General features: G+C 56.1%; 11 protein-coding genes, 1 tRNA gene and 1 other RNA gene. 8 read left to right on the top strand and 5 right to left on the bottom strand.

Translation table 11 applies throughout. From position 1 onward, the window contains the following. Positions 1–106: 106 nt before the first annotated feature. Together R0J87_RS08420 and R0J87_RS08415 are read right to left on the bottom strand one after the other, a co-directional pair. Complete coding sequence (locus tag R0J87_RS08420; RefSeq protein WP_498885548.1) at positions 107–871, bottom strand: DUF3750 domain-containing protein; 765 nt, start codon at positions 869–871, stop codon at positions 107–109. A gap of 55 nt (positions 872–926) precedes the next feature. Continuing rightward, entirely contained in the window at positions 927–1,820 is an 894-nt protein-coding gene (locus R0J87_RS08415) for a LysR substrate-binding domain-containing protein (protein WP_498885546.1), read from the bottom strand. 131 nt (positions 1,821–1,951) lie between these two features. On the opposite strand from R0J87_RS08415, the gene R0J87_RS08410 reads away from it, so the two are divergent. Then, positions 1,952–3,133 carry an MFS transporter gene (locus R0J87_RS08410; protein WP_498885544.1) on the top strand — a complete coding sequence of 394 codons (1,182 nt, stop codon included), beginning with the start codon at positions 1,952–1,954 and terminating at the stop codon, positions 3,131–3,133. A 296-nt stretch (positions 3,134–3,429) separates the two neighbouring features. Here R0J87_RS08410 and ffs read toward each other — a convergent pair. The 3 genes from ffs to R0J87_RS08395 form a co-directional block, all read right to left on the bottom strand. Beyond that, positions 3,430–3,526, bottom strand: an RNA gene (gene ffs, locus R0J87_RS08405) — signal recognition particle sRNA small type. Positions 3,527–3,571: 45 nt separating this feature from the next. Then, positions 3,572–3,648: transfer RNA gene (locus R0J87_RS08400), tRNA-Met, on the bottom strand. A gap of 103 nt (positions 3,649–3,751) precedes the next feature. Then, positions 3,752–4,684 carry a choline ABC transporter substrate-binding protein gene (locus R0J87_RS08395; RefSeq protein WP_498885542.1) on the bottom strand — a complete coding sequence of 311 codons (933 nt, stop codon included), beginning with the start codon at positions 4,682–4,684 and terminating at the stop codon, positions 3,752–3,754. 194 nt (positions 4,685–4,878) lie between these two features. Here R0J87_RS08395 and betI point away from each other — a divergent pair, with 194 nt between their 5' ends. The 7 genes from betI to R0J87_RS08360 all read left to right on the top strand — a co-directional run bounded on the left by betI (position 4,879) and on the right by R0J87_RS08360 (position 14,896). Continuing rightward, entirely contained in the window at positions 4,879–5,502 is a 624-nt protein-coding gene (gene betI, locus R0J87_RS08390; protein WP_253504315.1) for a transcriptional regulator BetI, read from the top strand. 10 nt (positions 5,503–5,512) lie between these two features. After that, complete coding sequence (gene betB / locus R0J87_RS08385) at positions 5,513–6,982, top strand: betaine-aldehyde dehydrogenase (RefSeq protein ID WP_404463123.1); 1,470 nt, start codon at positions 5,513–5,515, stop codon at positions 6,980–6,982. A gap of 99 nt (positions 6,983–7,081) precedes the next feature. Next, the gene (gene betA, locus R0J87_RS08380; RefSeq protein WP_404341821.1) at positions 7,082–8,758 is read left to right on the top strand and encodes a choline dehydrogenase; all 1,677 of its coding nucleotides are present in this window, start codon (positions 7,082–7,084) and stop codon (positions 8,756–8,758) included. Between the two features lie 207 nt (positions 8,759–8,965). Beyond that, positions 8,966–11,452 carry an acyl-CoA dehydrogenase gene (locus R0J87_RS08375; RefSeq protein ID WP_498885539.1) on the top strand — a complete coding sequence of 829 codons (2,487 nt, stop codon included), beginning with the start codon at positions 8,966–8,968 and terminating at the stop codon, positions 11,450–11,452. 370 nt (positions 11,453–11,822) lie between these two features. Next, positions 11,823–12,923, top strand: coding sequence for an ABC transporter ATP-binding protein (locus R0J87_RS08370; RefSeq protein ID WP_404341825.1), 1,101 nt, complete (start codon positions 11,823–11,825; stop codon positions 12,921–12,923). Further along, positions 12,916–14,016, top strand: coding sequence for an ABC transporter ATP-binding protein (locus R0J87_RS08365; RefSeq protein ID WP_498885537.1), 1,101 nt, complete (start codon positions 12,916–12,918; stop codon positions 14,014–14,016). Before R0J87_RS08370 ends, R0J87_RS08365 begins: the two co-directional genes overlap by 8 nt. Next, entirely contained in the window at positions 14,009–14,896 is an 888-nt protein-coding gene (locus R0J87_RS08360) for a carbohydrate ABC transporter permease (RefSeq protein ID WP_159342407.1), read from the top strand. Before R0J87_RS08365 ends, R0J87_RS08360 begins: the two co-directional genes overlap by 8 nt. Position 14,897: the final 1 nt, after the last annotated feature.

The raw sequence follows: 14,897 nt of genomic DNA, 5'->3' as shown, positions 1-14,897 counted from the left end.
GTCGAGAGGGTACCGGCGCTGGCCCTCCTTCCTCTACTGTGTGATCCAAAGTGCTGCGGTTATTCTATGAATCCAGGACGCTAGACCCTATGCGCGTTCTAAAAGGCTAATCACGGTTGCCCGCTACGAGCGCGGGCATCCCTAATCGACCAATACCTGGCAGCTTTAGCGCAGGGCGCTTTACATCAACCCCTACGCTCATCCCCAGCAGGTTCAATTCAATACCCTCTTCAAACGCCATCATCAAGCCAAACACACCGCCTAACGAGAGCTGATAACCGGTTCCGCTGGGGGTGGGAGCAACGACACCATTGAAGAGGTAATCTTTACCCACCGCCGTGGTCGGCAGCGCAACCTCAAAGCCCTCGACCTCACGTATCACCCAGGCAATAAAGCTGTTGCTATTGGGGCCGGGCCAAACTCGGTACAAATCAGCTTGCGGATAGCGCGCCACGGCGTCTTGGATACGAGGTATTAATTCAGCGGCTTCGGCACCTCGATAATCGGCGAGCAGCTCAGGCGGATGCCCAAACCAAGCGCGATCAGGCGTGTCGATGGAAGAAACCACCGTGGGTCGGCGCCAGCTCAACACCTGATGCAGCTGATAATCTCGCGCGCCCTCTGCTTTTGTCGCAATCCAGATATGCACACCAAAGGCTCCGCGCCAGCTATAGGCACGGGCCGCATATACCTGTACGACGGCGTCTTGGACATGATCAGGATGGGGCGCCAACCCCGCAGACGAACGGTCGAGATTCGACCAGTGACCATCGGTAATAACCTGGTTACTGGCCAATATCCACACCGGCCCAGCCAGCAATAAGACCAACAGTGCCGTTACGGCAGCCAGCCAACGCAATACGGTTGTCATCGGGGTATCCACATAGAGGGCGTGCGTAGCGCGACGCGCATTAAAGGATTGATCATCAAAGCTTTAACCGAGGTGCCACGAAATCTAGAAAAGCACCAATTCTGCCCGAAAGCGCCGTATTACGATAATAGACCGCTTGAACCATTTCACGGGGGTTTGGACTGATCATACGATCCATCATCAACCCCACTAACGCGCCCTTTTCTAAGTCGTTACGAATCATAAACCGTGACATACACGCGATGCCCTCGCCTGCCAAGCACAGTTGCCGCATAACCTCACCGCTTGAGGTCCGCATGTGCGCCTGGATATTAGGGCCTTCCTGCGTTAACCCTTCGACCGGCCAGCGATCAAGACTGTCTGCGTTCAGAAACCCAAGTAACTGATGATCTCGCAATGCTGCCGGGCTGACCGGCACACCGTGGCGCTCCAAGTAATGTGGGCTTGCCACCAGGTGCAGCGGCGAGCGCCCCAGTAGGCGGGCGTGAAGCGTGGAGTCCTCTAGCCCGCCGATGCGGATCGCGACATCCGTTCGCTGCTCCAACAGATTGATGATGCCATCAGAGGCGGAAAGCTCAAGCTCAATGCCGGGATAATGATCGCGGAATGCGCCAATCAAAGGCACGAGTTGATGCAGCACGAAAGGCGTCGCCGCATCGACACGCAGCCGTCCACTCGGGCGCACCTGGCTCAACCGCATCGCCTCTTCGGCTTCTTCAAGCGTGCTCAAACCAACTCTCACACGCTCGATAAAAGCTCTCCCTTCACTGGTGAGGGTCACACTGCGGGTCGTGCGGTTCAGAAGCGGGATACCCAGCCGCTGCTCCAAACGCTGCACGGCACGGGAGACCTTGGCGACGGGCACATCCATCTGCCGGGCCGCTGCGCTGAAACCACCGCTATCCACGACAGCAACCAGGAGCTGCAAATCTTCGGTGCGGCTCAACATGATGAACTCCTAGCGCACACATTATTGTCGATAACGTAAAAGTGTTTCTATTTTAGTACTGTTTATCGCATAAGGCATCCAGCGCAAACTCCGCAGCGTTACGTCGCCCCCCTCTTCACAGGAGATTTGCCATGCCTATTGCACTGTTCGCACTGACCCTCAGTGCCTTTGCTATTGGCACCACCGAATTCGTAATTGTTGGATTGGTGCCCACCATTGCCCAAGACTTGGGCGTTTCGCTGCCTTCGGCAGGACTGTTAGTAAGCCTCTACGCCGCTGGTGTAGCCGTTGGCGCACCGGTGCTGACCGCCCTCACTGGGCGTATGAATCGCAAGCTGGTGCTGCTCGGCCTGATGGCGCTGTTCATCGTCGGTAACTTGCTGGCCTGGCAAGCGCCGGGCTACGGCTCGTTGATTACCGCACGTATTTTGACGGGGCTTGCCCACGGCGTCTTTTTCTCTATCGGTTCAACCATTGCCACTAGCTTGGTCAGCAAAGATAAAGAAGCGAGCGCAATTGCTATCATGTTCACAGGCCTTACCGTGGCGCTCGTGACCGGCGTACCGCTAGGCACGTGGATTGGACAAAACTTCGGTTGGCGCGCCACCTTCTTGGTCGTGTCGTCTCTAGGGTTGATCGCCTTGATCGGCAGCGCCCTCCTCATCCCCAACAATCTAAAAAAGTCCGCGCCGGCGACCCTCGGTCAACAGCTCAAGGTGCTCACACATCCTCGTCTACTGCTCGTGTACCTGATTACTATTCTGGGCTATGGCGGCACGTTCACCGCGTTCACGTACTTGGCACCCATCCTGCAAGAGGTGAGTGGCTTTGGAAATAATGCCGTGAGCTTGATCATGCTGGTCTATGGCGTATCGGTCGCTTTCGGCAACATCTACGGCGGTAAAATGGCTGACCGTATGGGTCCCATTCCTGCGCTGACAGTAATCTTCTCGGGTCTTATCGCCATTTTACTGGTGTTGACGTTGTCAGCCGCGCACCCCATCGCCGCTGTGCTGACGGTGCTGGTTTGGGGAGCCTTTGCGTTTGGTAACGTACCGGGGCTGCAAGTGTATGTGGTACAGCAAGCCGAGCGTTTCGTCCCCGAAGCCGTCGATATCGCGTCGGGGCTGAACATCGCCGCGTTCAACATTGGGATTGCGCTAGGCTCTGTCACCGGTGGCTACGTTGTCGATGGAATGCAGCTCGCCGACACGGCCTGGATAGGCGCTGGTATCGTAGTGCTTGCGTTAGTGCTCACGCGGCTTTCTGGCCACTTGGATCGCCAAAGAGAAAGCGCTATCGCTGCACCCTGACGCCCATTAACGAAACCATAAGTATCGTTCAAAACTGAACTGATACGCGCCATTTTCAGCACCGCGCCACTGCCCGGCCTACTCTCTTTTCAATCGTCTGCAAAGAGGGGAAGCGCCGGACAGTGGCTTTTATGTGCGCAATACTTAAACGCTCACGCGTCTGACCATGCTGCTCAGCAAAGTCAAAGAGGACGGTAATAATAAAGGAATAGTGCGTATAGCAATGACCGACGACACCAAAGAGGCATCGGCATTAAACACTAGAAAGGAGAGGAAAAAACCAGAAATGGAGGCAGCCCCAAAAGCCACATCCCGGCACACGCAGCCACCACTACCGTTGCTCCCTTCCGGGCCTGGCGGGGTTCGCAGTTTAGCGTTGCGGGAGGACCTAAGGGGCCACCATAGTCGTATGCTTTTGAACTGCATACTTGCGCTGATTGGTGGCTACGCCCTGATTTGAACAGGGGACCCCATCATTATGAGTGATGTGCTCTAACCAGCTGAGCTACGTAGCCTTTTCGGCATCAGCGGGTGCAGATTATGCCTATATGAGTGACAAAAGGCAAGCCGAAACGGCCTGCCTTTTTACATTGCATGTCTCACTGAGCGCAAACGGGCTTACAGCGCTGCTTTGACAACAGGCAGTGCCTCTTCGCCTTCACGCGTGGTCACGCCTTCTAGCCATGCTTCAAGTACTTCCGGGTGATCATTGAGATACGTACGCGCCGCCTCACGCGGGTCAATACCTTCATCCATAATGGCGCTCATTAACTGGTTTTCCATTTCCAGTGTAAACGTCATATTGCTCAGCAATTCACCCACATTCGGGCACGACTCCACAAACCCTGCGCGGGTATTCGTGTAAACCGTCGCACCACCTAAGTTAGGACCGAAGTAATCATCCGCGTCAGAGAGATACGCCATCTCGAAGTTGCTGTTCATCGGGTGCGGCTCCCACCCCAGAAATACCATCCACTTCTCGTTGGGAACGCGTGCGTTTAACTCAGCCAGCATACCCGCCTCGCTGGAATCGACCACTTGCCAATCGCCGAGACCATAGGCGTCATCGTCGATCATTTGCTCAATGAGTTCGTTACCGTCGTTACCTGCTTCAATGCCGTGAATGCGCTGCTCAAACCGCTCTGCGTGCTCGGCTAAATCATTAACGGAGGTCACGCCAGCGTCATACACATACTGCGGCACGGCGAGAGTGTACTTAGCACCTTCAAGGTTGGCGGTCAGACGCTCAACCTCCCCTCGCTCAATGTACGGGTCGCTGATCGAAGCCATGGAAGGCATCCAGTTACCCAGGAACACATCAAAATCGTTATTACGCATACCTGCATAAGCGATAGGAACCGAGACAGTATCCACACGGGGCTCGTAGCCAAGCGCTTCGAGCACTTCGCTGGCCAGCGCCGTGGTTGCCGTTATGTCTGTCCAACCCACCTCAGCAAAACGAACGCTGCTGCATTCATTGGCAAACGCCGTGACGGGTAAAAAAGCGGTGATGAATAAAGTGCCCAAACGACGCGTTGTTACTTGTTTCATAAAGCTCTTCCCTCATGATCTGTTTTATTGACACACGCTCTGCAAACAACAGACGCAGAGGTGAGAAGCGATCAGGCATACTTTTATTGATTGAACGTTCAATAAAAAAATGCCATCATATTCAGGTAATCATGCCTACTCCTGCTTTTCAAGGTGAGGAGCCAATGGGCATTCAACGTCATTAGGAGATAGCTGTGCCTAAGGTGGGAATGGAACCAATACGCCGCCAGCAGTTAATCAAGGCCACCATGGCGGCCATTGATGAGGTTGGCCTTGCCGAAGCGACGGTGATGCGCATCGCCCGACACGCTGGGGTTTCCGCGGGCATTATTAGCCACTATTTTGGCGGAAAAGATGGCCTGCTTGAGGCTACCATGCGCCAAATTTTGACGGATCTAAGCGATGCCGTGGCCGCGCGACGCCATGCGTTAGAAGACGATTCACCGCGTGCGCACATTGGCGCCATTATTGAAGGCAACTTTGATCGCACCCAGGTCACCGGCCCCGCCGCTAAGACGTGGTTAGCCTTCTGGGCCAGCAGCATGCACAAGCCCGTACTTCAGCGGCTTCAGTATGTGAACGACCGTCGTCTTTACGCCAATCTTTGCCATCAGTTTCAACGGGTAATGCCAAGAGCCGATGCCCGCAACGCCGCTCGTGGCCTAGCCGCCATGATTGATGGTTTATGGCTGCGCGGAGCATTAACGCCCGAAGGCCTGGATGCCGCAGAAGCGCGCCATCTTGCGCACACCTATCTCGACCAGTTACTGACTCATTACGGATGCTATCAAGACGCATCCACTGCCGATTTTTATTAAGGAGATCAACATGGCCGTTCAAAACGTACAACCCCTCTATATTGGTGGTCGCCCGGTTGATGCCACCTCCGGCGAAACATTTACCGTTACCAATCCTTACGACGGCAGCCTGTTGGCCACTATCGGCCAGGCGAGCCAAGCCGATGTCGACAGCGCCGTTCAAGCAGCGCAGCGTGGCCAGCGCGAATGGGCCGCGATGACAGGCATGGAGCGCTCACGCATCCTGCTGCGTGCCGTAGCACTTCTTCGTGAGCGTAATGACGAGCTTGCTGAGCTAGAAACCCGCAATACCGGCAAGCCCATTAGCGAAACCGCCAGCGTCGATATCGTGACCGGTGCCGATGCTCTGGAGTACTACGCAGGCCTTGCCCCGGCGATTGAGGGCAGCCAAATTCCCCTGCGCGATAGCTCGTTTGTTTACACCCGCCGCGAGCCGCTAGGTGTCATTGGTGCGATTGGTGCCTGGAACTATCCGATTCAAATTGCCTGCTGGAAAGCCGCTCCTGCGCTCGCCGCTGGCAATGCGATTGTGTTCAAGCCCAGTGAAGTCACCCCGCTAACGGCGCTTAAGCTTGCCGAAATTTTCACCGAAGCAGGCCTGCCAGACGGTGTGTTTAACGTCGTTCAGGGCGATGGCCGCGTAGGCGCCATGCTGACCGAACACGAAGGCATTGCCAAAGTCTCGTTCACCGGTGAAGTGGGCACAGGCAAGAAGGTCATGGCAGCGGCCGGTGGCTCTACGTTGAAAGACGTGACGATGGAGTTGGGCGGCAAGTCACCGCTAATCGTGTTTGCAGATGCCGACCTCGACCGCGCAGCCGATGCCGCCATGATGGCGAACTTCTACTCCAGCGGCCAAATCTGCACCAACGGCACTCGTGTGTTTGTCGAGCGCAGCGTCAAAGAGGCGTTTGAGGCCAAGCTGGTAGAGCGCGTGGCGCGCATCAAAGCAGGCGACCCGATGGACCCAAGCGTCAACTTTGGCCCGCTGGTGAGCTTTGAGCATCAGGAAAAAGTGCTCTCTTACATTGCGCTTGGCAAAGAGCAAGGAGCGCGTGTACTGGCCGGTGGCGAAGCGTGGAACAGCGGAGAATGGGCCAAAGGCGCCTGGGCTGCCCCTACCGTGTTCACCGACTGCACCGATGAGATGCGCGTTGTTAAAGAAGAGATCTTTGGCCCGGTGATGTCAGTACTCGCCTTTGATGACGAAGACGAAGTGATCCGCCGCGCCAACGACACCAAGTACGGCCTGGCCGCGGGCGTGTTCAGCGAAAGCCTGAACCGCGCGCACCGCGTCATTCACCAGCTGGAAGCAGGCATCTGCTGGATCAACACCTGGGGCGAATCTCCCTCTGAGATGCCGGTCGGTGGCTACAAAGAGTCCGGCATTGGCCGTGAAAACGGGGTGGAAACGCTGAATCACTACACCCAGACCAAGTCCGTACAGATCGAGATGGGCCCGTTTGAGTCAGTGTTTTAACGACTGAATCAACACTCTCAAACATGGCGGCACAGATAGGCATTTTTACATCTTGTCTACCTGTGCCCGCTTATTACCCTCTTGATGAGAGAAACATTGATGTCTCAACCACGTGAATTTGATTACATTATTATCGGCGCTGGCTCTGCGGGTAACGTACTCGCCACTCGCTTGACCGAAGATAGCGATGTCAGCGTGCTGCTGTTGGAAGCCGGTGGCCCTGACTATCGTTTCGATTTTCGTACCCAAATGCCCGCAGCCCTGGCCTACCCACTGCAAGGCAAGCGCTATAACTGGGCGTTTGAAACCGACCCCGAACCGCACATGGACAACCGTCGCATGGAGTGTGGCCGTGGCAAGGGTCTTGGCGGCTCATCGCTGATCAACGGCATGTGCTACATCCGCGGCAATGCCCTGGATTACGACAACTGGGCCAAACAGCCCGGCTTGGAAGAGTGGGACTACCAAAGCTGCCTGCCCTACTTCAAAAAGTGCGAAACCCGCGATATCGGCCCTAACGACTTCCACGGTGGCGATGGCCCGGTCAGCGTGACCACACCCAAAGCAGGCAACAACCCGCTTTACCGCGTCTTTATCGAAGCAGGTAAACAGGCTGGCTACCCGGAAACGGACGACGTCAACGGCTACCAGCAGGAAGGCTTCGGCCCCATGGACCGCTTTGTGACGCCGAAGGGCCGCCGCGCCTCCACTGCCCGTGGCTACCTGGACACTGCCAAACAGCGCAGCAATTTAACCATCGAAACTCACGCCGTCACCGATGTCATTGAGTTCGACGGTAAACGCGCCGTCGGCGTACGCTACGAGCAGAAAGGCCAGCCCCAGCAGGCACGCGCACGCCGTGAAGTACTGCTGTGCGGCGGCGCGATTGCCTCACCGCAAATTCTCCAGCGTTCAGGCGTCGGTAATTCGGAGTGGCTGAAAGAGCTGGGCATTCCCGTGGTGCACGACCTACCCGGCGTCGGTGAAAACCTGCAAGACCACCTGGAAATGTACATTCAGTACGAGTGCAAAGAGCCTATTTCGCTCTACCCGGCGCTGAAGTGGTACAACCAGCCGAAAATTGGTGCCGAATGGCTGTTTAACGGCACCGGCGTGGGTGCCAGCAACCAGTTTGAGTCCTGTGGCTTCATTCGCAGCCGTGATGAAGAGGAGTGGCCGAACCTGCAGTACCACTTCCTGCCTATCGCCATTAGCTATAACGGCAAGAGTGCCGTTCAAGCGCATGGCTTCCAGGCGCACGTCGGTTCCATGCGTTCAGAAAGCCGCGGTCGTATTCGTCTGACGTCTAAAGACCCCCATGCGGCACCGAGCATTCTGTTCAACTACATGGCCAAAGAGAAAGATTGGGAAGAGTTCCGCGATGCCATTCGCTTAACTCGCGAGATCATCGCTCAACCAGCGTTTGATCAATACCGAGGCCGTGAAATCGCCCCAGGCCCTAACGTACAGAGCGATGAAGAGCTCGATAGCTTCGTCAAGCAGCACGCCGAAACCGCCTACCACCCCTGCGGTAGCTGCCGCATGGGCGAGGGCGAGATGGCCGTCACCGACGCCCAAGGCCGCGTACATGGGCTTGAAGGGCTGCGCGTGGTGGATGCGTCGCTGTTCCCGGTCATTCCTACCGGCAACCTTAATGCCCCCACGATTATGCTGGCAGAAAAAATCGCCGACCGTATCCGTGGTCACGAGCCGCTGCCCCGCGCTAACGTTGAGTACTACGTAGCCAACGGAGCGCCTGCCAAACAGGCATCGTAAGCTGATAACGGCACGGGCAAGCTAACCCGCTGCGTCAAAACGCCATGGTCTCCCGCCATGGCGTTTTTTTATGCCCTAACTGCGCTACATTGAAGATATAGAGCGAACGTATAACGGTGAAATGCTTGCACAAGGCATCATGACTCTGCGAATATTCAAACATACGTTTAAATACGTTCATTAATAACCACTCACGGAGATTTCCCCATGCTCACCTTATTACTGATCGTGCTGGCCATTGCAGGCCTGCTCGTGGTGATGCGTCGCGAGGCAGGTGCTACACCCGCCCTTGCTCTGCTAGGCGTATTGGGCTTAATAGGCGTGGCATTAGGCGCGCCCGTTATCGGCACCCTGCTATTGGTTGGCGCTGCTGCTGTTGCCGTGGCGGGGCTTCCTGCGCTGCGTAGTAAGTGGCTCACCCCACGCATTTTTGCCACCTTCAAAAAAGTGGCGCCCAAAGTATCTGCCACCGAGCGCACTGCCCTGGAAGCAGGTAGCGTTTCTTGGGATGGCGAGCTGTTCTCTGGTAAGCCGCAGTGGCAATCGCTGCTCGACTTTAAAGACGACGGTTTGAGTGACGAAGAGCAGGCGTTTTTAGACAACCAGTGCTCAAAAGCCGCTGGCATGTGCAACGCCTGGGATATCGCCCGTGAGCGCGCCGATCTGCCGCAAGCGCTGTGGGACTTCCTGAAAAAAGAAGGCTTCTTCGGCATGATCATTCCGAAGGAGTACGGCGGTTTGGGCTTCTCTGCCAAAGCGCAGTCGATGGTGCTGCAGAAGCTCTCCGCCAACGAAACGCTGATGGTAACCGTGGGCGTACCCAACTCTCTCGGACCAGGCGAACTGCTGCTGAAGTACGGCACCCAAGAGCAGAAAGACCACTACCTGCCCCGCCTGGCCGATGGCCGCGAAATCCCCTGCTTTGGCCTCACCGGCCCCCGCGCAGGCTCAGATGCGACTTCCCTTCCAGATACCGGCGTGGTCTGTAAGCAGGTCATTAATGACGAAGAAGTCGTGGGCGTGCGCCTGAACTTCGAGAAGCGCTGGATCACCCTGGCGCCCATTGCCACCGTGGTTGGCCTAGCATTCCGCCTCTTCGACCCGGAAAACCTGCTGGGCGAAGAAGAAGACCGTGGCATTACCCTAGCGTTGATTCCCCGCGATACCCAAGGCATGGACATCGGCCGTCGTCACCACCCAATTGGCAGCCCGTTCATGAACGGCCCGATTAAGGGTAAAGACGTGTTCGTACCGCTGGACACCATTATCGGTGGCCCGGATATGATTGGCCAAGGCTGGCGCATGCTGGTCGAGTGTCTCTCGATTGGCCGCTGCATAACGCTGCCTTCTGGCGCCACCGGCACCGCGCGTTACGCACTGGGCTGGAGCGGCGGTTTTACCCGCGTGCGTCGTCAGTTCAACGTACCGGTCGCAGAGATGGAAGGCGTGCAAGAGCCTCTGGCTCGCATGGCGTCACTGGCCTACATTTCGGCGGCCACGGTGTATCAAACCGCTAACCTGATCGACCATGGCGAAAAGCCAGCGGTACCCTCTGCCATCCTGAAAAGCCAGCTGACCGAATTTCAGCGCGTGCTGCTTAGCGATGCAATGGACGTGCACGGCGGCAAGGCGGTCACCCTAGGCCCGCGCAACTACTTGGGTATTGGCTATAGCGCGAACCCGGTAGCCATCACCGTGGAAGGCGCGAACATTATGACCCGCAACCTGATGATCTTTGGTCAGGGCGCGATTCGCTGCCACCCTTATGTGCTGGAAGAGCTGGCCGCCAAAGATGCCAACGATGTGAAAGCCTTCGATAAGGCCTTCTTCGGCCATGCGGGCTTAATCTTTGGCAACGCTGCCCGCGCCTTCACCTTAGGGTTTGGCCTAAGCAAACCCAGTGTTCCCTTCAGCGGCCCCGCTGTCGGTTATGCCCAAGATATCGCTCGCCTCTCCGCAGGTTTCGGCCTGTGTGCGGATGCTGCGATGGCCAGCCTCGGCTCCACGCTGAAAAAACGCGAAATGCTTTCCGCCCGCCTGGGCGACATTCTTTCCAACCTCTACCTTGCTTCTATGGTGCTCAAGCAGTGGCATAACGGCAATAAAGTAGAAGGCGAAGAAGCCCTACTGCATTACAGCATGCAGTTCCTGCTAAACCGCGCAGAGCAGGCCTTTGTTGAGATTTTTGACAACCTGCCAAACCGTGCGCTGGGTAAAGTACTCAACGTCGTGGTCATGCCTACAGGCCGTCGCTGGAATAAGCCACACGACGATTTAGCCCGCGATATCGCACAGCGTGTCTCTACCCAAAGTGCGCTACGCAGCAAGCTGCTAACCAACACCTGGGACAAAGACGACGGTACAGAATCTAACCCGTTGGCACGCTACAACGCGCTGCTGAAAGAGTACGACCGCGCGGAGGCTATTTACCGCACGGTAAACAAAGCCTACGCCAAAGGTGAGCTGCCGCAAACGGCTCTCCACCCCGAAGCACGGGTAGAAGCAGCGCTTGAAAAAGGCTTGATCAACGAAGAAGACGCCGCCTTCATGCGCACATTTGAAGCTGAAGTGCTGGAAATGCTGACCGTTGATGATTTTGCTTACGACGCGTTTGCCAACGACAAGTCGACACTGATCGACCATAACGCAGCACCTGTCAAAGCATCGCCGCAGGCAGAGACCAGCGTTAAGTAAACGGCTTTTAGCCCTCGTCCAACCGGCCCACCAAGGGCCGGTTTTTTTATGCCCCCCGCATGTTCTAAAACGAATCAAACGAACATTACAGCCATAGGGCGTAGTAGCGACTGAGCAAACCGAGCTTCTCACTCCCCCTGAAAACCCTATTTTTGAGTTCTTCTACGCCTAAAAGCGAATACAAACGGCCATCAAAAGCGTTGCAAGTTCGCAAATGATCAACTAGCCTTTCGTTAATGAAAATATCGCACGGGTTGGTTGCCACACAATAAACGCCCAATAAGTACGGCCAGCCATCCTCCCTCGCGATCAGCGCACTACGCATTTATCGATACCACCTATCAATAACAACGACGCTAGCGAGATCGGCATGTCCTTACATTTGCAAAATATCGACCACGTCGTCGGGGGTCAGTCCCATATCAGTGGGGTTAACCTCGAATTGGAACCCGGTTCCTTTAACGTATTGCTGGGACGCACGTTGGCGGGTAAAACCACGCTCATGCGTCTAATGGCAGGCTTAGAGCAGCCCACCCGCGGGCGTATCTTCATGGACGGCAAAGATGTCACCGGCGTTTCGGTTCGCAAACGCAACGTATCCATGGTCTACCAGCAGTTCATCAACTACCCAAGCATGACGGTGCGCGACAATATCGCCTCCCCTTTAAAGCTGGCCAACACGCCTCAACAGGAAATTGATCGGCGTGTAGGCAGTATTGCTGAAATGCTGCATATCGAACATCTGCTCGACCGCTACCCCCAAGAACTCTCAGGGGGGCAGCAGCAGCGCACCGCCATGGGCCGGGCACTGGTCAAAGATGCCGACCTGATTCTGTTCGACGAACCGCTGGTTAACCTGGATTACAAATTGCGCGAAGAGCTGCGCGATGAGCTACGCGAGCTGTTTAAGGCGCGCAACTGTATTGCCGTTTACGCCACCACCGAACCCAACGAGGCACTGGCCCTAGGCGGCAATACGGCGGTACTGCATGAAGGCAAGCTACTGCAGTACGGCCCCACCGAACAGGTGTACCGTGAGCCCAATGGTCGTCACAGCGCCGAAATGTTCTCCGAACCGCCGATTAATATCGTGCCCGGCAAGCTGACCGCTACGGAAATCACTTTCGACCAGTCGCTACACTTCCCCTGCGACCCCGGCCTTCAGCGGCTCGCCCCCGGCGATTACGACTTTGGCGTCCGCGCCTCGCATATCACCCTTAAACCTCAGTCTGACGATGATCTAGAACTGCCGGTGCTGGTCGATGTTGCTGAAATCAGCGGTTCCGAAACGTTTTTGCACGTGCGTCATGAACGCTTCCCGCTGGTGCTGCACTTGGCAGGCATTCATGAGTTCCACATGAACGATGCGATTAACGTGTACTTCCCGACGCATCAGCTGTACGCCTTTGATAAGCAGGGCAGCACCGTGCATATCCCCTCTTCTGCTCAAGGGAGCGCTGCTCATGGCTGAGATTACTTTAAAAGGCTTGGCACACAGCTACAGCAAAACCCCTAGCAGCCATAGCGATTACGCGATTCGTCAGATGGATCACGTGTGGCATCAGGGCGGCGCTTATGCACTGCTCGGCCCGTCGGGCTGCGGTAAATCGACCCTGCTGAACATTATTTCTGGGCTGCTGGAGCCTTCAGAAGGCGACGTACTGTTCGATGGCCACCGCGTGAACGAGCTGCCGCCGGAAGAGCGTAATATTGCCCAGGTGTTCCAGTTCCCGGTGATCTACGACACCATGACGGTGTACGACAACCTGGCTTTTCCGCTGCGCAACATGAACACCCCCGAGTACAAGGTCGACCCCAAAGTTCGAGAAATTGCCGATATTCTCGACCTCACGCCACTACTCTCTCGGAAAGCCAAAAACCTCACCGCCGATGAGAAGCAGAAGGTCTCCATGGGCCGCGGGCTAGTCCGCGATGATGTCTCCGCGATCCTGTTTGACGAACCCCTGACGGTGATCGACCCGCAGCTCAAGTGGAAGCTGCGCCGTAAGCTCAAAGAGATCCATGAGCGCTTCAATATCACCATGATCTACGTCACCCATGACCAGCTTGAGGCGTCTACTTTCGCCGACAAAATCGCGGTGATGTATGACGGTCAGGTGGTGCAGTTCGGCACGCCCCGTGAACTCTTTGAAAAACCGGCGCATACCTTCGTGGGTTACTTTATTGGCAGCCCGGGCATGAACTTTATGAGCGTGTCTCACCAAGCGGGCAAAGTGATGTTTGGCGAGCTGCCGCTACCGGTAAATGAGGCCGTTAGCCGCAGCGTGGCCGCCGCAGGCTCCAGCAATATCAAGCTTGGCATTCGTCCGGAGTTCATTACGGTCAGCCAGACACCTAAGGAAAACAGCGTACCTATTGAAGTGGTCAATCTGCAGGACTTAGGCACCTACTCGCTGTTGAGCTTTACGCTTAACGGCCAGCTGTTTAAGGCACGCCTGCCTGAAGGTCACGCGCCGATAGGTGATGCTGCCCATGCAGTGTTTTCCGATCAGCACATCGCGCTCTATGTCGATGAATATCTAGTGGAGATCGGCCATGAATAACAAAGTACTCAATAACCGCGCATGGCTGCTGGTACTTCCCATGCTGGTGCTGGTGGCGTTTTCCGCCATCATTCCCTTGATGACCGTGGTCAACTACTCGGTCCAAGATGTGTTGGGCCCTAATGCCCGCTTCTTCACCGGCACCGAGTGGTTCCACAGCATTCTGAACGACTCTGCGCTGCGCGACGCGTTCGTGCGCCAGATTCTGTTTTCCCTGACCATTCTCGCCATCCAAGTGCCTTTAGGCATCGGCATTGCGCTGATTATGCCTAAACGCGGCTGGCAGGCCTCTGCCGTACTGATCTTGATTACCCTGCCGCTTCTGATCCCATGGAACGTGGTGGGCAGTATTTGGCAAATCTTCACCCGTGGCGATATCGGCCTCATGGGCTACGGTCTGCGCGAGCTAGGGATCAACTACAACATCACCCGTAATGCGGGGGATGCCTGGGCAACGATTATTTTGATGGACGTTTGGCACTGGACACCGCTAGTGGCCATGCTGTGCTATAGCGGCCTGCGCTCTATCCCAGAAGCGTACTACCAAGCAGCGCGTATCGACCGTGCCTCTAAGTGGGCGATCTTCCGCTACATCCAACTGCCCAAACTCACTAACGTACTCGTTATTGCGGTGCTGCTGCGCTTTATGCACTCGTTCATGATCTACGCCGAGCCCTTCGTACTAACTGGCGGCGGCCCGGGTAGCTCCACCACCTTCCTGAGCCAGTCACTCGCTACCATGGCGATCGGCCAGCAGGATCTGGGGCCCTCTGCCGCGTTCTCGATCATCTACTTCCTGGTTATTTTGCTCGTGAGCTGGGTGTTCTACACCACCATCATGCACATGCAAAAAGATAAGAACCCGCACGGGGGAGCATGAT

Origin of the sequence: Halomonas sp. SIMBA_159 (assembly GCF_046536035.1) — a bacterium.
Taxonomy (GTDB): Bacteria; Pseudomonadota; Gammaproteobacteria; order Pseudomonadales; family Halomonadaceae; genus Vreelandella; species Vreelandella venusta_A.
The sequence above is the reverse complement of the archived record's forward strand: the minus strand, read 5'-3'. Positions and strand labels throughout refer to the sequence as shown.

Coding starts and splice junctions, on each gene's coding strand:
- R0J87_RS08365 (WP_498885537.1), top strand. CDS start 12,916: ATGGCTGAGATTACTTTAAAAGGCTTGGCACACAGCTACAGCAAAACC.
- R0J87_RS08415 (WP_498885546.1), bottom strand. CDS start 1,820: ATGTTGAGCCGCACCGAAGATTTGCAGCTCCTGGTTGCTGTCGTGGAT.
- R0J87_RS08375 (WP_498885539.1), top strand. CDS start 8,966: ATGCTCACCTTATTACTGATCGTGCTGGCCATTGCAGGCCTGCTCGTG.
- betA (WP_404341821.1), top strand. CDS start 7,082: ATGTCTCAACCACGTGAATTTGATTACATTATTATCGGCGCTGGCTCT.
- R0J87_RS08395 (WP_498885542.1), bottom strand. CDS start 4,684: ATGAAACAAGTAACAACGCGTCGTTTGGGCACTTTATTCATCACCGCT.
- betB (WP_404463123.1), top strand. CDS start 5,513: ATGGCCGTTCAAAACGTACAACCCCTCTATATTGGTGGTCGCCCGGTT.
- R0J87_RS08360 (WP_159342407.1), top strand. CDS start 14,009: ATGAATAACAAAGTACTCAATAACCGCGCATGGCTGCTGGTACTTCCC.
- R0J87_RS08410 (WP_498885544.1), top strand. CDS start 1,952: ATGCCTATTGCACTGTTCGCACTGACCCTCAGTGCCTTTGCTATTGGC.
- R0J87_RS08370 (WP_404341825.1), top strand. CDS start 11,823: ATGTCCTTACATTTGCAAAATATCGACCACGTCGTCGGGGGTCAGTCC.
- R0J87_RS08420 (WP_498885548.1), bottom strand. CDS start 871: ATGACAACCGTATTGCGTTGGCTGGCTGCCGTAACGGCACTGTTGGTC.